12 protein-coding genes are annotated in these 17055 nt (G+C 60.4%); 5 read left to right on the top strand and 7 right to left on the bottom strand.

All coding sequences use genetic code 11. The features are described from left to right. Positions 1 to 9 precede the first annotated feature (9 nt). The 6 genes from PMI37_RS14855 to PMI37_RS14830 all read right to left on the bottom strand — a co-directional run bounded on the left by PMI37_RS14855 (position 10) and on the right by PMI37_RS14830 (position 9760). Positions 10 to 1479, bottom strand: coding sequence for an efflux transporter outer membrane subunit (locus tag PMI37_RS14855; RefSeq protein ID WP_008082120.1), 1470 nt, complete (start codon positions 1477 to 1479; stop codon positions 10 to 12). Then, the gene (locus PMI37_RS14850; RefSeq protein ID WP_008082119.1) at positions 1469 to 1951 is read right to left on the bottom strand and encodes a MarR family winged helix-turn-helix transcriptional regulator; all 483 of its coding nucleotides are present in this window, start codon (positions 1949 to 1951) and stop codon (positions 1469 to 1471) included. Before PMI37_RS14850 ends, PMI37_RS14855 begins: the two co-directional genes overlap by 11 nt. Positions 1952 to 2205: 254 nt before the next feature. Further along, the gene (locus tag PMI37_RS14845; RefSeq protein WP_008082118.1) at positions 2206 to 3525 is read right to left on the bottom strand and encodes a DUF308 domain-containing protein; all 1320 of its coding nucleotides are present in this window, start codon (positions 3523 to 3525) and stop codon (positions 2206 to 2208) included. 119 nt (positions 3526 to 3644) lie between these two features. Further along, positions 3645 to 7319: a translocation/assembly module TamB domain-containing protein gene (locus tag PMI37_RS14840; protein WP_008082117.1), complete on the bottom strand. Its 3675-nt coding sequence runs from the start codon at positions 7317 to 7319 to the stop codon at positions 3645 to 3647. Next, positions 7316 to 9043, bottom strand: coding sequence for an autotransporter assembly complex protein TamA (locus PMI37_RS14835; protein ID WP_045123153.1), 1728 nt, complete (start codon positions 9041 to 9043; stop codon positions 7316 to 7318). The genes PMI37_RS14840 and PMI37_RS14835 overlap by 4 nt, the downstream gene beginning before the upstream one ends. A gap of 66 nt (positions 9044 to 9109) precedes the next feature. Beyond that, the gene (locus tag PMI37_RS14830; protein WP_008082105.1) at positions 9110 to 9760 is read right to left on the bottom strand and encodes a GNAT family N-acetyltransferase; all 651 of its coding nucleotides are present in this window, start codon (positions 9758 to 9760) and stop codon (positions 9110 to 9112) included. Positions 9761 to 10086: 326 nt separating this feature from the next. Here PMI37_RS14830 and xthA point away from each other — a divergent pair, with 326 nt between their 5' ends. After that, a complete protein-coding gene (gene xthA, locus PMI37_RS14820; protein WP_008082104.1) occupies positions 10087 to 10899 on the top strand; it encodes an exodeoxyribonuclease III in 813 nt (270 codons plus the stop codon). 291 nt (positions 10900 to 11190) lie between these two features. Next, entirely contained in the window at positions 11191 to 12525 is a 1335-nt protein-coding gene (locus tag PMI37_RS14815) for a substrate-binding domain-containing protein (RefSeq protein WP_008082103.1), read from the top strand. A 145-nt stretch (positions 12526 to 12670) separates the two neighbouring features. Here the strand turns inward: PMI37_RS14815 and PMI37_RS14810 are convergent, their stop codons facing one another. Continuing rightward, on the bottom strand, positions 12671 to 13900 hold the full coding sequence (locus PMI37_RS14810; protein ID WP_008082102.1) for an acyl-CoA dehydrogenase: 1230 nt from the start codon (positions 13898 to 13900) through the stop codon (positions 12671 to 12673). A gap of 184 nt (positions 13901 to 14084) precedes the next feature. On the opposite strand from PMI37_RS14810, the gene PMI37_RS14805 reads away from it, so the two are divergent. From PMI37_RS14805 to PMI37_RS14795, 3 genes are all read left to right on the top strand, one after another. Further along, positions 14085 to 15020: a LysR family transcriptional regulator gene (locus tag PMI37_RS14805; RefSeq protein WP_008082101.1), complete on the top strand. Its 936-nt coding sequence runs from the start codon at positions 14085 to 14087 to the stop codon at positions 15018 to 15020. 142 nt (positions 15021 to 15162) lie between these two features. Further along, positions 15163 to 15564, top strand: a complete 402-nt coding sequence (locus tag PMI37_RS14800) for a MerR family transcriptional regulator (RefSeq protein WP_008082100.1) — start codon at positions 15163 to 15165, stop codon at positions 15562 to 15564. Between the two features lie 150 nt (positions 15565 to 15714). After that, a complete protein-coding gene (locus tag PMI37_RS14795; RefSeq protein WP_008082099.1) occupies positions 15715 to 16614 on the top strand; it encodes a hydroxymethylglutaryl-CoA lyase in 900 nt (299 codons plus the stop codon). Positions 16615 to 17055: the final 441 nt, after the last annotated feature.

The following is a 17055-nucleotide window of genomic DNA, read 5'->3' as shown; positions in this document are numbered from 1 at the left end:
TACCTTGAATTAGTTGTGCGGCGTGGCTGGGGTGGCGTTGGCTGCGGTCAGGGTGTCACCCTGGAAGCCGCCGCCCAGCGCTTGCATCAGTTGAATCGACAGGTCGATCTGCTCGGCATTGAGGGTGGCCAGTTGACGCTGGGCCTGCAGCAATTGCTGCTCGATGCTGAGCACGTCCAGGTAGTTGCCGATGCCGGAACCGTAACGCTGGACGACGGTGTTGTAAGAATCCTGGGCAATGTCGGTGGCGTGCTGCTGCGCACCGATCTGCCGGCCGATGTCACGCAACTGGTTGATCGTGTCGCTGACATCGCCCAGTGCCTTCACCAGGCTTTTGTTGTACTGCGCCACCGCCAGATCGTAATCGGCGTCGCGCGCATCGAGGTTGGCGCGCAGGCGTCCGCCGTCGAAGATCGGCACCGAGATGGTCGGGGCAATGTTGAAGAAGCGACTGGCCGAACCGAACATCGCGTCACCCAACAAGGATTCGGCACCGGCCGAGGCCGACAAATTCAAGTTGGGATAGAACTGGGTTTTCGCCGAGTCGATGTCGTTGCTCGCCGCTTCTACGCGCCAGCGCGCGGCGACCAGATCCGGGCGACGACCGAGCAGCTCGGCCGGCAATACCGACGGCACGGCAACAGCGCTGGCTTGCAGGATCTTCGGTCGGGCAATTTCGTTGCCGCGATCCGGGCCTTTGCCGAGCAACACGGCCAAGGCAATTTTTGCACTGTTCAGGCGTTTTTCCGCGTCGATCAGACTGGCTTCGGAACTGGCTTCCAGGCTCTGGGTTTGCTGGAACTGATACTGGCTGTCGATCCCGGAGCTCAGACGACGCTGGCTCAGGTCGAGCATTTGTTTGGTGCGCTTGAGGTCGTCGCTGGCCAGGTCATAAACGATGTGCGCCTGACCGAGATCGCTGTAGGCACGAGCGACGTCGGCGGCGAGCGTCAACTGCGCGGCCTGGCGATCGACTTCAGCGGCGCGGGCCTGACCGAGTGCAGCTTCCCAGGCATCACGCTGGCCGCCCCACAGGTCGAAGTTGTAATTGAAACCGGCGCTGACGTTACGCACGGTGGCGTAGGCATCGCCCTGCCCCAGCGGATCCTGATCCTTGGCCAGACGCGAACGGCTGATGCCGGCGCTGGCGTCGAGGGTCGGATAGCGTGCGGCATCAGCGGCATACGCGGCGGCGCTGGCCTGATGGGCGCGGGCGGCGGCGATCTGCATGTCAGGGCTGTCGTGCAGGGCTTCGCGGATCAGGCCGTCGAGTTGCGGATCGCCCAGGCTCGTCCACCAATCGCTTTTTGGCCACGCGGCGGGCGACAGGGTCACGCCGTTGAGGGATTGGCCGGTTTTCAGGCTCGCCGCGTCAAGGTTTTCGCCTTGAGTGTCGAGGCCACTGTAGTTGGCGCAACCGGCGAGGATCATCGCCGACAGCACCAGGGTCAGGCTGCTGCGCAAGGTTTTACCGCTCATTGTGTTCACCTAAGCGCTGGAGGGTGATCGGGTCACCGGCGGCCAGCAGGATTTTCTTGAGGATGTATTCCAGGGTCTTCAACTCGTCCGGAGTGACGGCGCCGGCCAGTTCATTCATCGCGTCGGCGCCGATGTGCGGCAGGCGATCAGCCAGTTGCTGGCCTTGCTCGGTCAGGGTCAGTTGCACCTGACGGCGATCGCCTTCGCTGCGTTGGCGAGCCAGGAAACCTTTCTGCTCCAGACGATCAAGCATGCGTGTCATCGAACCGCTGTCCAGCGACAGATGCCGGCACAACTCGGCCGGGGTATCGACGCCGTACTGGGCCATGATGATCAACACCTTGAACTGCGCGGCGGTGATGCCGTGGGGTTCCATGTGGGTGTCGATGATCCGGTCCTTGAGCAGCGCAGCACGGCCAAGCAACAGGCCGAGATGGCAGTGTTTGAATTCGTCCGGGGTGAAATGCTTCATGTGCTTACCTAATAACTGCCTAGGCAGTGAATGTATGTCGAGATGTTACTGCCTAGGCAGCGAATGTCAACGAAATAGTTAGGAAGCTTTGTAAATAGTTGACCAATGGGCTGGGAGATTGCGGTGAACACCCTGACGCCATCGCTGGCAAGCCAGCTCCCACAGTGTCCGTGTCGCACACAAAATTCATGCACGCCGCAGAAACCTGTGGGAGCTGGCTTGCCAGCGATTGGGGCGACTCGGTGGAACGTCGGTCAGGAATCGTCAGAGGGATGCACAGGCGGCGGTTGCACTGGATGCACCTCACGCCCACGCAAGGCAGTCGCCACGTACCCAAAGGCGCGTTTGCTCACCGCATAAATGCTGTGCCAACCCGGCGGTGCCGGCTCGATGGCCGCATGCAGCGCTCGCGCATAGTCGAGCACCAGTCCGGGCGTCCAGGCCATTGCCTCGGCGCGTTTGCGCACTTGCGCGGCGACCCAGAACTCGGGGCTGAAGACGACCCGGGCGAAATCCAGCATGCTCGAATGGCCGCGGTTCATCGCCCCTTCAAGGGCCGCTTCGAGGCTATGGGCAACAGCGCTGGAACAATTGCGACTGGTCAGGTTGTACGTGCTGTTCTGCCGATAGTCCGCCCAGAACGCACTGAGTCGCCGGGCATCGTAGCGGGCAAAACTGACCTGCACCGAAGAGGGACACCAGTCCGCCACCTCCCCCGCATAATCAGGCAGAAACCGGCCGGCAACATCGTTGTTCGGCGTCGCCCGCAGCAAGCGCACGAAATCCCCCGCCGAACGATCAATGTCATCCTGCGGGTAATGACTGACGTAGATGTCCGGGCCACATTCCAGTGCCGCATGGCCGGCGGAGATAACGCCGTTGATGTCGACCGCCGCAATGTAGCGATTGAGCAGTCGGTTGCGCACCAAAGTGTCATCGACGGTGCCGCTGGGGGTCCAGACATGCACCACCAGCGCCTCGCTGCTGGCTGGCGCACTGACCGACAAAGGGCTTGTCAGCGGCGGCTGGTGTTTGAAGCGCACCGCTTGCCGCAACAAGGCGCAGCCCGAGAGAAACAGGCTCATGCCAATGCAGAACGGCACCGTGCCCTTATACAGCGTCGGGTACGGTTCGAGGATAAACACGCCAAAGCCGATTTCGAACAAACCCGCCAGCAGCGACACTTGCCACCCAACAAAGCGCACCACCACCGCAGCCGCCAGCCGAAAGCCGCCATCGAGCAAAAACGCCCCGCCAAACAGCACCGCCAGAATCAGCCCGGCAGCATGTTGCCGGTCGACGATCAGCAGCCCCAACAAGAGAAAAGCCAGACCTCGCGCTTTGCGCAGGGCCGCAGCGGTGCCGGCTTGCGGTGCCGGCACCAGCAGCAGGATCAGCGCTTCGAGCAGCAACAGATAGCCGAAGACATGCAGCGGGAAGTACAGAACACCATCCAGCGCATCGATGAAGATGCCCACACCGGCCGCACCCCAGACAATGCCGGTCAGCGCCAGCGCAGACCAACGCTTGCGGACGAATTCATGACCGAGCAAGACCATACTCAAGCGGACCATGTGCGCCCCCTGTTCTCTTCAGGCAGCCGCAAACCGCGCAGCTTTCGAACTGCGGTGAGTCTAATACATTCTGCAAAAGCCGGATCGCAGCGTCGCGACCCGGCTATTGATGACGCGGTTTAGAAATCGCGTTTGTAGAAGATATCCAGCGAACTCGCGACGCCACTGGCGGCTTCCACATAGACCTTCTTGCTCAGCTTGTAGCGCAACGCGATGGTGCTGGCCGGCTCAAACACGCCCACGCCATAACGCAAACTGAGCTTCTCGGTAATATTGCCGCTGGCCACCACGCTGGTGGCATCGCCGCTGCCCGCCGTGTCGAGCTGGAAATCCTGAATCCCCAGATCCTTGGCCAGACTGCTGGTGACCCCGGAACTGCCCATCAAACCCAACCCCAACGCCGCTTGCGCGAGCATGTTGTTGTCTTCGCCGTTGGTGCTCAGCGGACGGCCGAGGACCAGATAGGACAGCGCCTGCTCCTGGCTCATCGCCGGCTCCGAGAAGATCTGCGTGGTCGGTTGCTCGGCGCTGCCGCTCAGACGAATACCGGCGATCACGTCGTCGGTCTGGCGGATCGCTTCGATGTCCAGGTACGGTTGATCGATGGGTCCTGCGAACAGCAAACGCGCGCGGCGCACGGACAGGCGCTGCCCGTAGGCGCTGTAGCGGCCGTCGTTCAGCCACAGCTCGCCACGGGTGTCCATGTTGTCGCCGATGTGCACGTGGCCTTGCACGTTGGCAGTCAGACCAAATCCGGCGAAGGCGAGTTTGTCGTCCCCGACCGCCACGTCGATGTCCATTTTCATGGCCATCGGCGGTTTGCCCTGTTCAGTCTGCGCACCGACGATGATCGTGTCGTCGGAGACTTTCACCGTCGAAGGCGGCAGCTCCCGCACGGTGATTTCGCCTTTGGGCACCAGCACTTTGCCGGCAATTTTCAGCTCATCGTCGGCCATGGAGATTTTCAGGTCCGGCGCCACTTCCAGCTTGGCGTACGGCTCGACGGTGACCGGCAGTTGCGTGCCTTTCAACGCCAGATCGACCACCAGTGCCTGGCCCCAGGCGACGTTACCGTTGAGGCTGCCCTGCCCGCTCTTGCCGCTTTTCCAGCCGCCGTCCAGACGCACCGATTCACCGGCAATCAGGGCAGTGAGTTGCAGATTCTGCAACTCCATCGGCAACTCGGCGCCGGACACTTCACCGTCGCTCAGTTGCACAGTGCCGTTGACCAACGGCGCCAGCAGGCCACCGGAAATCGTGCCGCTGCCGTTGAGACGCCCGGTGAGTTTCTCGACCATCGGCACAAACGGCCGCGCCACCGACAGATCCAGGCCGGTGAGACGGAACGAGCCGCTCAGCGGTTTGTTTTTCGGCAGCGGATTGAGTTGCGCCTGCACCATCAATTCGCCGAGTTTGCCGCCGACGAAATTGAGTTCGGTGTCGACGCGTTTCGGCGTCAGCTTGCTGGTGAGTTTCAGCGTCTGGTACGGGAAGTCCAGCCACTGATCCTTGTCCTTGATGCGCAAGGTGCCGCCGCTGGCGTCGATGCTGACCACGCCGTTCGGGCCGCTGGCCGGCAGGTCCAGTTGCAGGTCGGCGTTGAGCTTGCCCTGCCAGGCGAAGTCTTTCGGCAGCCATTGCGCGAGGCTTTCGATCGGGAATTGCTTGAGGTGGTAGCGCAGTTTCGGCTCCGGCATCAGCCGTTGGTCTTCACCGCACAGGCTGGCACTGCCGGACATCCAGCAATGCGCGCCGAAGTTGATTTTGCCATCGGCGAGACGTTCAAGTTTGGCCGGATTTTGCAGTTTCCAGTCCTGGCCACCGGCCTGAATATCGCCGTTGGCCAAGCGACCCTGCCAGTTGCCCTTGTCCAGATTACCGTCGAGGCCGAGGGCCAGTTTCAGCTTCGGCCCGAGCAAGTCGAGGCTGAGTTTCTGGCTCTTGATGTCGCCTTGGGCGCTGGCGGTCAGCGTGCCCAGCGAGGTGTCACCGGCCTGAATGCCGGAACCCTTGAGGTCAATTTTCGCCCTTTGCGCACTGTCGAGCGTGGCGTCGAGGTTGAGGCTTTGCAGGCGATTGTCCTGGAACGCCAGTTGCGAACCTTGCAGGCCGAGTTTGCCCTGCGGTGCTTTCAGCGTGCCGGCGACATCGACGCGGCCGTTGATCTGCCCGCGCAGCTCTGGCCAGAGCTGGGCCAGACGCGCCAGTTTGATGTCGATCTGCCCGGTGAGCTTCTGTTGCAGACTGCCCTTGCCGCTGATGCTGTTGTCGCCGAGGCGGATTTGCAGGGCATTCAGGTTCCATTGCTCGCCGGCACCGTCAGCCTTGGCCTGGAGGATCGCCGGTTGCCCGCGCAGTTTGCCTTTCAAGTCGAGGTCAGCAGTCAGGCTCAGGCGTTCGTTCTTCATTTCGCCCTGGCTTTTCAGCGGCCCGGCCAACGTGCCCGGCAGTTCAGCCACCCAGTACGCCGGGTTGAGCGCCGAGAGATCCAGCGCCGTGTCCCAGGCGATGCCGTCGGCGAACTGTACGTTGACGTGACCTTCGGCCTTGCCCTGCCCGGCTTGCATTTTCAGTTGCGGCAAGGCGATCTGTTTCAGGCTGCCGCTGAACGGACTGCTCAACGTAAACGCGCCCGCCGGGCCGTCGAGTGCAGCCGCGAAGTTGCCGAGGTATTGACCGTCGGTGTAGGAGACTTCGCCATTAAAGGTACGCAGGGCGACTTGAGGCTCGTCGATTTCGTTGTAGAGCCGATGCCACGGGAAGTCCTGCCAATTGATATTGGCTTGGGCGCTGAGGCCCTTGCTCCAATCGACGCTGCCGCTGAGTTTGAGGCTTTGTTTGTCGTTGGCCGTGAGGTCGAGGCCGGCGATCTGCGCGCCGCTGGCGTCGACTTTGCCTTTGAGCAGCAGCGCCACCGGGCCTTTATCGGCCGGCAGCGTGGCGTTGCCGTTTAACTGGTAACCGTTTTTCAGGTCGCCTTCACCGGTCAGCAGCAATTGATTGAGTTGCAGGGTGTCGGGCAGGTCGGCGCTCGGTTTGAACGCATCGCTGGTGATGCGCACTTTGGCCGGGAGGTTTTCCGCCAGCGGTTGCAATTCGCCGCTCAACTGGCCGTCGAGGTAGCCATGACTGTCGGCATGCAGGTTGAGGGTTTTCAGCAGATCGCCATCGATCTTCAGCGCCAGTGTCCACGGGCCAGTGCCCGGCGACGGCAATGTCAGGTCACCGGCGATGTTCAGCGGCCAGTTACCGGACGGCTGCAGCGTTCCGGACAGGTTCAGGCTGAGGTCGTCGCGCTGCAATTTGATGCTTTCAATCTGCATGCCCTGCGCGGTCCAGTGCGCTGCCAGTTGCAAACCCTTGAGCTGTTCGCTGCCGTTGAACAGCAGACTGCCGACCTTGACGTCGCCCAGTTCGATGGCCAGCGGCAGTTGCAGGTCCGGCAATTTGATCGGACCGCTTTCGGTGGTTTCTTCGCTCGGCGGAAATTGCAGGATGACCTGATCCGCCTGAAGCTGTTCGATGCACAAGGTCATGCGCGTCAGGCACAGCGGCGACCAGGCGAAGATCGCCTGGTTCAGCTCCACCCGGCTGCTGTCCTGCTGCCACAACAGATGATCGGCACTCCATTGCCCGCCAAGACGACCGTGGAAATTGTCTACCGTCAGGCCGGGTATGAGGCCCAATACCCAACGGCTGCCAGCCTGCGTGCCGAGCACGGCAGTGAGGCTCAATACAATCAACAAGACCAACGCCAATAGCGCCAGTGCCGTTATTTTCAAACCACGCTTCACAGCTCAGGCCCCATGGAAAAGTGCAGCCGGATGCCGCCATCGTCGTCGAGTGCATGGGCCAGGTCGAGGCGGATCGGCCCCACCGGCGAGACCCAGCGCACACCAATACCGACCCCGGTCTTGAGGTTCGGCAGTTCGAGTTTGTTGAAGGAATTACCCTGATCGACGAAGGTCGCCACGCGCCATTTCTCGGCGATCGAGTATTGATATTCGACGCTACCGGCGACCATGTAACGGCCCCCGATGCGATCGCCCTCGGAGTTTTTCGGCGACAGGCTCTGGTAGTCGTAACCGCGCACGCTCTGATCGCCACCGGCGAAGAAACGCAGCGACGGTGGCACCGAGTTGTAGCCGTTGGTGGCGCTGCCGCCGACCTGCACACGTCCGAGGAAGCGGTGCTTGTCGAACACCGTGGTCAAGCCTTTGACCAGCGCGGTGCCATATAAAAGGTTGTTGTCGGAACCCAGACCTTCCTTGGCCACTTTGCTTTCGAAGCTCAGGCGATAACCGTTGCGCGGGTCGATGCGGTTGTCGCTTTTAAGGTACGAGTAACTGATGCCGGGCATCAGCAAGGTGCTCAGGCCGGAATCGTCACCGAGTTCGTATTCTTCACGCTGCCATTTCAACGAGATCACCCGCTGCCAGCCGCTCGGCAACTTGCTGTGCCATTCCGGGCCGAAGGTCAGCAGTTTGCTCAAGGTGTCGGAGCCGTCGATGTCTTCGAACTGATAGCCGCCGGCCCAACGCAGTTTGTCGGTCAGTGGCGGGTCGAGCGGAATGTCGTAGAACAGCCCGACGTTTTGTCGCGGCGCCGAGAGTTCGGCTTCCCAGCCATAACTGTCGCCTTGCGGGTTGACCCAGTGGCGCGTCCAGTTGGCCTTGATGCGCGGGCCGACGTCGGTCGAATAACCGAGGCCCAGGCCCATGGTGCGAGGTTTGCGCGTGTCGAGCTTGACGTCGACCGGGATCACATCGTTTTTCGCGGCGGTCGGTGCGGCATCGACGCGCACGCCTTCAAAATAGCCGCTCGATTGCAGGTCGCGGTTGAGCTCGGCGATCAGCTCGGAATCGTACGGTTCACCTTCCTTGAACGGCACCATGCGTTGCAGCAGGTCTTCGTCGAACGGCGTGTCGCCCTCGAATTTGACTTTGCCCAGCGCATAACGCGGGCCGCTGTCGTAGATCAGTTCGACGTCGGCGACACCCGCGCGCGGGTCGACCAGGAGTTTCTGGCTGGTGAAATGGCCACTGAAGAAACCGAAGCGCGAGGCCTGATTCTGAATAAGTCTTTTGGCGTCTTCGTAACGCCCATGGTTGAGCACCGCGCCGGATTTCAGCACGTCGCTTTTCGGTACACGAAAGGATTTGAGGGAGGCCGCCGGGCCGTCGACGCGGACAGTGACGTTGCGCAGGCGAATCGGCTCGCCCGGATCGATGTTCAGCACCAGGCGCGGTTTTTCGCCGCCCTTGACGTCACTCTCGATCTGCGGCTGGTAGTAGCCCAACGCCTGCGCGGCTTTGCGCGCCTGCTCTTCGGCGCCGCGACTGAAGCGCTGCAGAGCTTCTTCGTCACGATCGCCGAGGCTGCCGATATAGCCTTCTATATTGGCCTTGAGTTCGTCGTTGGACGGTTTGATCCGCACGTCCAATTCACTTTGCGCCAGCGCCGCGCAGCTGGATAACAGCATGAGCACGCCACTGGTAAATCTTCCTGGAAACTTCATAGGCGCGGATGCTATCACGGGCTTGGGAGCGTGATAGAACAGGAAATTTCCCGAGAAGTTCGATTGTTATGCTGTTGCAGTTTGTAACACCTGCGGGTTGGCGTGGAAAAATACGTGTTCTCGCACCGGGCCGACGGCAACCTCGCCGATCTCCTCGTAACCCTGCCTTTTATAAAATTCCAGATAACGTGGATTGCCGGTGTCGAGCACCACGCCTTGCGAGGTTTCATCGACCGCGCACCAGTTGTGTACGGCAGTCAGCAGTTGTTCGCCAAAGTGTTTGCCTTGGTACTGCGGATGAATGCCCAACAGCGGCAGCATGTGCACTGACTCGGTCGGCACACACGCGGAAACGGCATCGTGGTATTCCAGATAGCGCCGAGTGCAACGGAAACCGGTGCTGAGCACCATGCGCAAACGCCACGCCCAACTTTCGGTGATGCCCAGGCGGCGTTGCGGTGGCGCGATCAGGGCGATGCCGATCAGGCGGTCGTTGACCAGCAGGCCGATCGCCGGCAGGTCCTGGAGGAAATGCTGCTTGACCAGTTCGCGCACGGTGGCGCGAACGCGCTGTTCGTAGCCGGGACGCTCGGCTTCGAACAGGTAGCCGAAGGTCGGTTCGTGGCGGTAGGCCTGATAGAGCAGCGAGCGGGCTTCGCGGGAATAACCGCGGTCGAGCATATGAATGTCGGCGATGGCGGTCTGGGTTTCAGGCATGACGGTGATTCTCCCCGGGGCGCGTGCAAATGGCGGCGCTCTTGTTGGTACGAACCTGTTGGCGGTGGGACAGTTCCCCACAGGTATAGACCAAGCTTGGATCTTCATCGACCGGGCGGACCTCATCGCTGGCAAGCCAGCTCCCACAGGATTCGCGTCGGACACAACATCCCCAATCACCACAAAAAACTGTGGGAGCTGGCTTGCCAGCGATGAGGCCGGTACAGACACCACCAATCCCACAGCCAAAAATGATTTCTCCCACCCCACACTGGCCCATTTCCCGCCTGTCAGCTAGCATCGCCCTTTTGCCAGGACTGCCGACCATGAAGATCGTTTCCTTCAACATCAACGGACTGCGCGCCCGTCCGCATCAGCTGGCAGCGCTGATCGAAAAACACCAGCCGGACGTTATCGGCCTGCAGGAAACCAAGGTCCACGACGACCAGTTCCCGCTCGAAGAAGTCCGCGCCCTCGGCTACCACGTGTATTTCCACGGCCAGAAAGGTCATTACGGCGTGGCCATGCTCTCGCGCCAGGAACCGATCGCCATTCACAAAGGTTTCGCCACCGATGAAGAAGACGCCCAGCGCCGCTTTATCTGGGGCACCTTCGCCGACGCCAACGGCGTGCCGGTAACGATCATGAACGGCTATTTCCCTCAGGGTGAAAGCCGCGACCACCCAACCAAATTCCCCGCCAAGCAGCGTTTTTACAGCGATCTGCAAGCGCTGCTGGAAAGCCAGTTCCACAACGAACAGCCCGTGGTGGTGATGGGCGATGTAAACATTTCCCCGGAAGACTGCGACATCGGCATCGGCCCGGACAACATGAAGCGCTGGCTGAAAACCGGCAAATGCAGCTTCCTGCCGGAAGAACGCGAGTGGATGGCACGTTTGAAAAACTGGGGCCTGACGGACAGTTATCGCCACCTGAACCCGGACGTGACCGACATGTTCAGCTGGTTCGACTACCGCAGCCGTGGGTTTGAGGACGAGCCTAAGCGTGGCCTGCGCATTGATGTGATTCTGGCGTCGCACGGTTTGTTGCCGCGGGTGAAGGCTGCGGGCGTGGACTATGAATTGCGTGGGATGGAGAAGCCGTCCGACCATGCGCCGATCTGGCTTGAACTGGCCTGATCCTCGAAACACCTGAGCCCCATATGGCTATGGGGTTCTTTACTCAGATGACCTGAATTGGGTGGTCAGTAGAAGTACCTGTGGCGAGGGGATTTATCCCCGATGGGGTGCGAAGCGCCCCCAAATTCTTCCTGTTAAACCGCATTCACAGGTTTTGGGTCGGCTTCGCCAACCATCGGGGATAAATCCCCTCGCCACAAAAGCCTTTTCACATTTAGATCGCTGTCATCTTAAAGTAACTTTTCTGACTTAATCTCCCCGGCAATCCCCTTGGCTTGACTCGGTGCCGGCATGACCCTGCGTGTTCTGTTCGTTTTTCTGCTGAGCGCATGGCTGACGGTGTCTGCCGCCGGTTTGCCGGTGCCGGACGACGGCCCGGCCTTGCGCATTCAAGGTTCCAACACCATCGGCGCCGAGCTCGGCCCGGCGCTGGTCGAAGGCTTGCTGCAGGAACAAGGCCTGCTGAAAATCCACCGCGAAACCCCGGACACCGCCAACGAGCAGCGCATTGTCGGCCAGACCGCGCAAGGTAAACGTGTGGTCATCGAAGTCGCCGCCCACGGCTCCAGCACCGGTTTCACCGCGTTGAAAAATGCCAGCGCCGATCTCGCAGCCTCTTCCCGTGAAATCAAGGACAACGAGTTGCTGAGCCTGCAATCGCTGGGCGATCTGAAAAGCCCCGCCGCCGAGCAAGTCATCGCCATTGATGGCCTGGCGATCATCCTCCATCCCGACAATTCGCTGCAGCAACTGGACACCGAGCAACTGGCGCGGATCTTCAGTGGTGAGATAAAAACCTGGGAAGACCTCGGTGGACGTGGCGGTGCGATTCATTTATATGCGCGTGATGATCAGTCCGGTACGTACGACACGTTTAAAGAGTTGGTGCTTAGTCGTCGTGGGAAAAGTCTCAGTAGCGCGGCGAAAAGGTTTGAGTCCAGCGAGCAATTGTCCGACGCAGTGAGCAGCGATCCGCTGGGCATCGGTTTTATCGGTTTGCCCTACGTGCGTCAGGCCAAAGCTGTGGCGATTGCCGACGGCGCGTCGCAATCGATGCTGCCGCTTAACAGTCTGATCGCCACTGAAGACTATCCACTGTCACGGCGGTTGTTCTTCTATCTGCCGCCTGCCGCTGACAACCCGTGGGCGAAAGCGCTGGTGACGTTTGCACAAAGCCGCCAGGGCCAGGAGATTGTCGCGCGCAGTGGCTTCATCAGTCAGACCGTGCACGCCATGTCCGTCGCGCCGAATGCGCTGATGCCCGAGGGTTATCAATCCCTCAGCCGTCACGCCCAGCGTCTGACAGTCAACTTCCGTTTTGAAGAGGGCAGCGCGAGTCTGGACAACAAGGCGCGTCAGGATCTGGCGCGGGTGTTCGACTATATAAAGCGCCACGACAAGACCGAGCGCGCGGTGACGCTGGTGGGTTTCGGCGATCTCAAGGACGACCCGGCGCGGGCGGATCTGCTGTCGAAGCTGCGGGCGATGGCCGTGCGGCGGGAGTTGGTGAAGAACGGCGTGGTGCTGCGTGAGGTTCGCGGTTTTGGCGCGTTGATGCCGGTGGCGGCGAACAATGCGGATGAGGGGCGGATCAAGAATCGGCGGGTTGAAGTTTGGGTGTATTGAGCCTGATGTTGATGGGTTGCACCTGCTGACGCCATCGCTGGCAAGCCAGCTCCCACAGATTTCTCTGGTGTTCACAAAATTTGTGTTCACTGGAGATCCCTGTGGGAGCTGGCTTGCCAGCGATGAACGCTAACGCGGTGTTGGATCAGCGTTCGCTGCGCAGCATTTCCTTCGGCACATATTTGCCGATCTCGAACTTGCCGATCGCCGCGCGGTGTACTTCGTCCGGGCCATCAGCCAGGCGCAATGTCCGTTGCATCGCATACATATAAGCCAGCGGGAAATCATTCGACACCCCTGCCCCGCCATGCATCTGGATCGCCCGGTCGATCACGCGCAGCGCGACGTTCGGCGCAACCACCTTGATCTGCGCGATCTCGCTCTTCGCCACTTTATTACCCACGGTGTCCATCATGTACGCCGCTTTCAGCGTCAGCAGGCGCGCCATGTCGATCTCCATCCGCGAGTCGGCGATCTTGTCGACGTTGCCGCCAAGACGCGCCAGCGGTTTGCCGAATGCGGTACGGCTCACCGCACGTTTGCACATCAATTCCAATGCGCGCTCGGCCATACCGATTGAACGCATGCAGTGGTGAATTCGACCCGGGCCGAGACGACCTTGTGCGATTTCAAAGCCGCGTCCTTCACCGAGCAGGACGTTTTCGTACGGCACACGCACGTTGTCGAACAGCACTTCGGCGTGGCCGTGCGGGGCGTCGTCGTAACCGAACACCGGCAGCGGTCGGACGATTTTCACCCCCGGGGTGTCGACCGGCACAAGGATCATCGAGTGCTGGGCGTGACGTGGCGCATCGGGATCGCTGAGGCCCATGAAGATGAGGATCTTGCAGCGCGGATCGCAGGCGCCGGAGGTCCACCATTTTTTACCGTTGATCACCCACTCGTCGCCGTCACGCACGGCGCGGGCGGCCATGTTGGTGGCGTCTGAGGACGCTACATCCGGTTCAGTCATGGCGAACGCCGAACGGATCTCGCCGCGCAGCAGCGGTTCGAGCCAGCGCTGTTTCTGCTCTTCGTTGGCGTAGCGCACCAGCACTTCCATGTTGCCGGTGTCTGGCGCCGAGCAGTTGAACGGCTCAGGCCCGAGCAGCGAGCGGCCCATGATTTCCGCCAACGGCGCGTACTCAAGGTTGCTCAGGCCGGCACCGAGTTCCGATTCCGGCAGAAACAGATTCCACAGGCCTTCGGCTTTGGCGCGGGCTTTGAGCTCTTCCATGATCGCCGTCGGCTGCCAGCGATCGCCTTCGGCAACCTGGCGCTCGAACACGGCTTCGGCCGGGTAAACGTAAGTGTCCATGAACGCGGTTACGCGCTCACGCAGTTCTTGCACCTTGGGCGAATAAGCGAAATCCATGAGCAGCTCCCGATGGTTAAGGCAGTTCTTGAGCAAAGGTTGTTTAGGTCATGCAATCGATGCTAGAACAGCGCTGATAATTTACCTAGCCTATTCTCGGCGTGTATAAACATTCATCACCGATATATGATCCACTGATCGTCAGCCCCTAAACACCGCCCTTAAAAACAAGAGAAGCCGCGTTATGAATCTGAGTAAGGTCGACCTCAACCTTTTCATCGTCTTCGACGCGATCTATACCGAAGCCAACCTGACCCGCGCCGGGCAGATTGTCGGCATCACCCAGCCGGCGGTGTCCAACGCCCTGGCGCGGTTGCGCGAAACCTTCAACGATCCGCTGTTCGTGCGTACCGCGCAGGGCATGGTGCCGACGCCGATGGCGCAGAACATCATCGGCCCGGTGCGCAACGCGCTGTCGTTGCTGCGCGTGTCGGTTCAGGAAAGCCGCATTTTCAACCCGACGCAGGCGGTCAAGACTTACCGCATCAGCATGACCGACCTCACCGAGGCAGTGATTCTGCCGCCGCTGTTCCAGCGCCTGCGTCGCCTCGCGCCGACGGTAATCATCGAAAGCTTCTTGTCCAAACGCCGTGAGACCACCAAGGAACTCGCGGCCGGGCGTCTGGATTTTGCCGTGGATGCGCCGCTCAACACCGACCCGCAAGTGCGCCACGTCAAGCTGATGGAAGACCGTTACGTGTGTGCGATGCGCAAGGGGCATCCGATGGCGGGCAAGGAAAAGCTCTCGCTGGATGATTATCTGTCGCTGACGCATATCCACATTTCCAGCCGGCGCAGTGGTCTGGGGTATGTCGATCTGGCGCTGGGCAAAATGGGCATTCAGCGCAAGATTGCCCTGCGTTCGCAGCACTATTTGATGGCGTCGCAGGTGATGCAGCAGACCGATATGGTCATGACCGTGCCGGAGCGCTTTGCCCGGCGGCATGAGCTGCAGGCGTTTAACCTGCCGGTGAACGATGTGCCGCCGGTGGAGACGCATCTGTATTGGCATGAGAGCACCGATCAGGACCCGGCGAATCGCTGGATGCGCGAGCAGATGATCGAGTTGTGCCAGCAGGTGACGGCGCAGGAGAAGAAGCTGGATAAGCAGGTGGTTTGAGGAAAGATCAAAAGATCGCAGCCTGCGGCAGCTCCTACATGGACCGGTGTAGGAGCTGCCGCAGGCTGCGATCTTTTTCTTGCTTGACGTAAACGTCAACCTGCCATTAGCTTAGCGCCAAGACCTTTTGCCGAGCGCGCCCATGAGCAGCCAGACCTACAGCATTTCCGACCTCGCCCGCGAGCTGGACATCACCACCCGGGCGATCCGCTTTTATGAAGAGCAAGGCCTGCTCAGTCCTGAGCGCCGTGGCCAGGAACGCATCTATTCGCCGCGCGACAAGGTCAGTCTGAAGCTGATCCTGCGTGGCAAGCGCATTGGCTTCTCGCTGGCCGAATGCCGTGAACTGATCGAACTCTACGACCCGTCCAGCGGTAACACCAAGCAACTCAACAGCATGCTGGCGAAAATCGCCGAGCGCCGCGAACAGCTTGAGCAGCAGTTGCTGGATATCGAACAGATGAAACTTGAACTCGATACCGCCGAAGAGCGCTGCGTGCAGGCGCTGGAGCAAACCCTCAAAAGCCAGCAAGTAGCGCAGTAATTCGACACGACTCCTCCCCTCTGGGAGCGGGCTTGCCCGCGATGAGGCCGGAACATCCAGCATTGATGTTGACTGACCCGACGCCATCGCGGGCAAGCCCGCTCCCACTGGGTTCTCCATGAATTCAAGATAATCAGCAGGTCAACCGCCATGTCCCTCCCCTCCCAAGTACGCCTGATCGAAGTCGGCCCGCGCGATGGCCTGCAGAATGAAGCCCAACCGATCAGCGTCGCCGACAAGGTGCAACTGGTCGATGCCCTCAGCGCCGCTGGTCTTGGCTATATAGAAGTCGGCAGTTTCGTCTCGCCCAAGTGGGTGCCGCAGATGGCCGGTTCCGCTGAAGTGTTCGCGCAGATCCAGCGCAAACCCGGCGTGACCTACGGCGCACTGGCGCCGAACCTGCGCGGCTTCGAAGATGCGATCGCCGCCGGGGTCAAGGAAGTGGCGGTGTTCGCCGCCGCGTCCGAAGCCTTCTCGCAGCGCAACATCAACTGCTCGATCAGCGAGAGCCTGGCGCGCTTTGCGCCGATCATGGAAGCGGCGCAACAACACGGCGTTACCGTGCGTGGTTACGTGTCCTGTGTGCTCGGTTGCCCGTACGAAGGCACGGTCGCGCCAGAGCAAGTGGCGATGGTCGCGCGTGAGTTGTATGCGATGGGCTGCTACGAAGTTTCGTTGGGCGACACCATCGGCACCGGCACCGCTGGCGCGACTCGACGCTTGTTTGAAGTGGTTTCGGCGCAGGTACCACGGGACAAACTCGCCGGGCATTTCCATGACACCTATGGCCAGGCCATGGCCAATATCTACGCCAGCCTGCTCGAAGGCATTTCCGGGTTCGACAGCTCTATCGCGGGCCTTGGCGGCTGCCCATACGCCAAAGGTGCGAGCGGTAACGTTGCGACTGAAGATGTGGTGTACCTGCTCAACGGCCTCGGCATCGACACAGGAATCGACCTGGACGCCTTGATTGCCGCGGGTCAGCAGATCAGCGCGGTGCTCGGCCGCCCGAGCGGTTCGCGCGTGGCCAAGGCTCGTAGCGCACAGTGAGGGCAGAAGGTGTTACCGCTGTGTCTGGAATGTGGGGCTCAAGCGAGTAACACGGAAACAAATTGTCTGGTTTCGTCTGAACGAAAAATCTCATGAATTATTAAGCTATTGATTTATAAGGATTTTTAAAAGTTGGCACGGCTTCTGCTATCTCTATGGCATAACAAGAATAAAAAGCAGCAAACCAATAAAAATAAGACGTACCGACTCTGACATAACAAAAACAACACGGCAGAGACGCAGCTAACAGATTTTTTTGGAGAAGGTGTGCTTTTCAGGGTGCTCTCAGGAGTGACCCGCAACCGGGCAGAGAACAATAAAACTACCTTCAGGTAGCTCCCGAATCGGTTGGATCGTTAACGAGAAAGCAGATCAGCGCTCAAAAAAATACGTTTGCTCTTGACCCCGGATGGGGGTCGCCAAAAACAGCGGTAAAGGGCC

The organism is Pseudomonas sp. GM80, assembly GCF_000282515.1.
Taxonomy (GTDB): domain Bacteria; phylum Pseudomonadota; class Gammaproteobacteria; order Pseudomonadales; family Pseudomonadaceae; genus Aquipseudomonas.
This window is presented reverse-complemented; position numbering and strand designations above follow the sequence as displayed.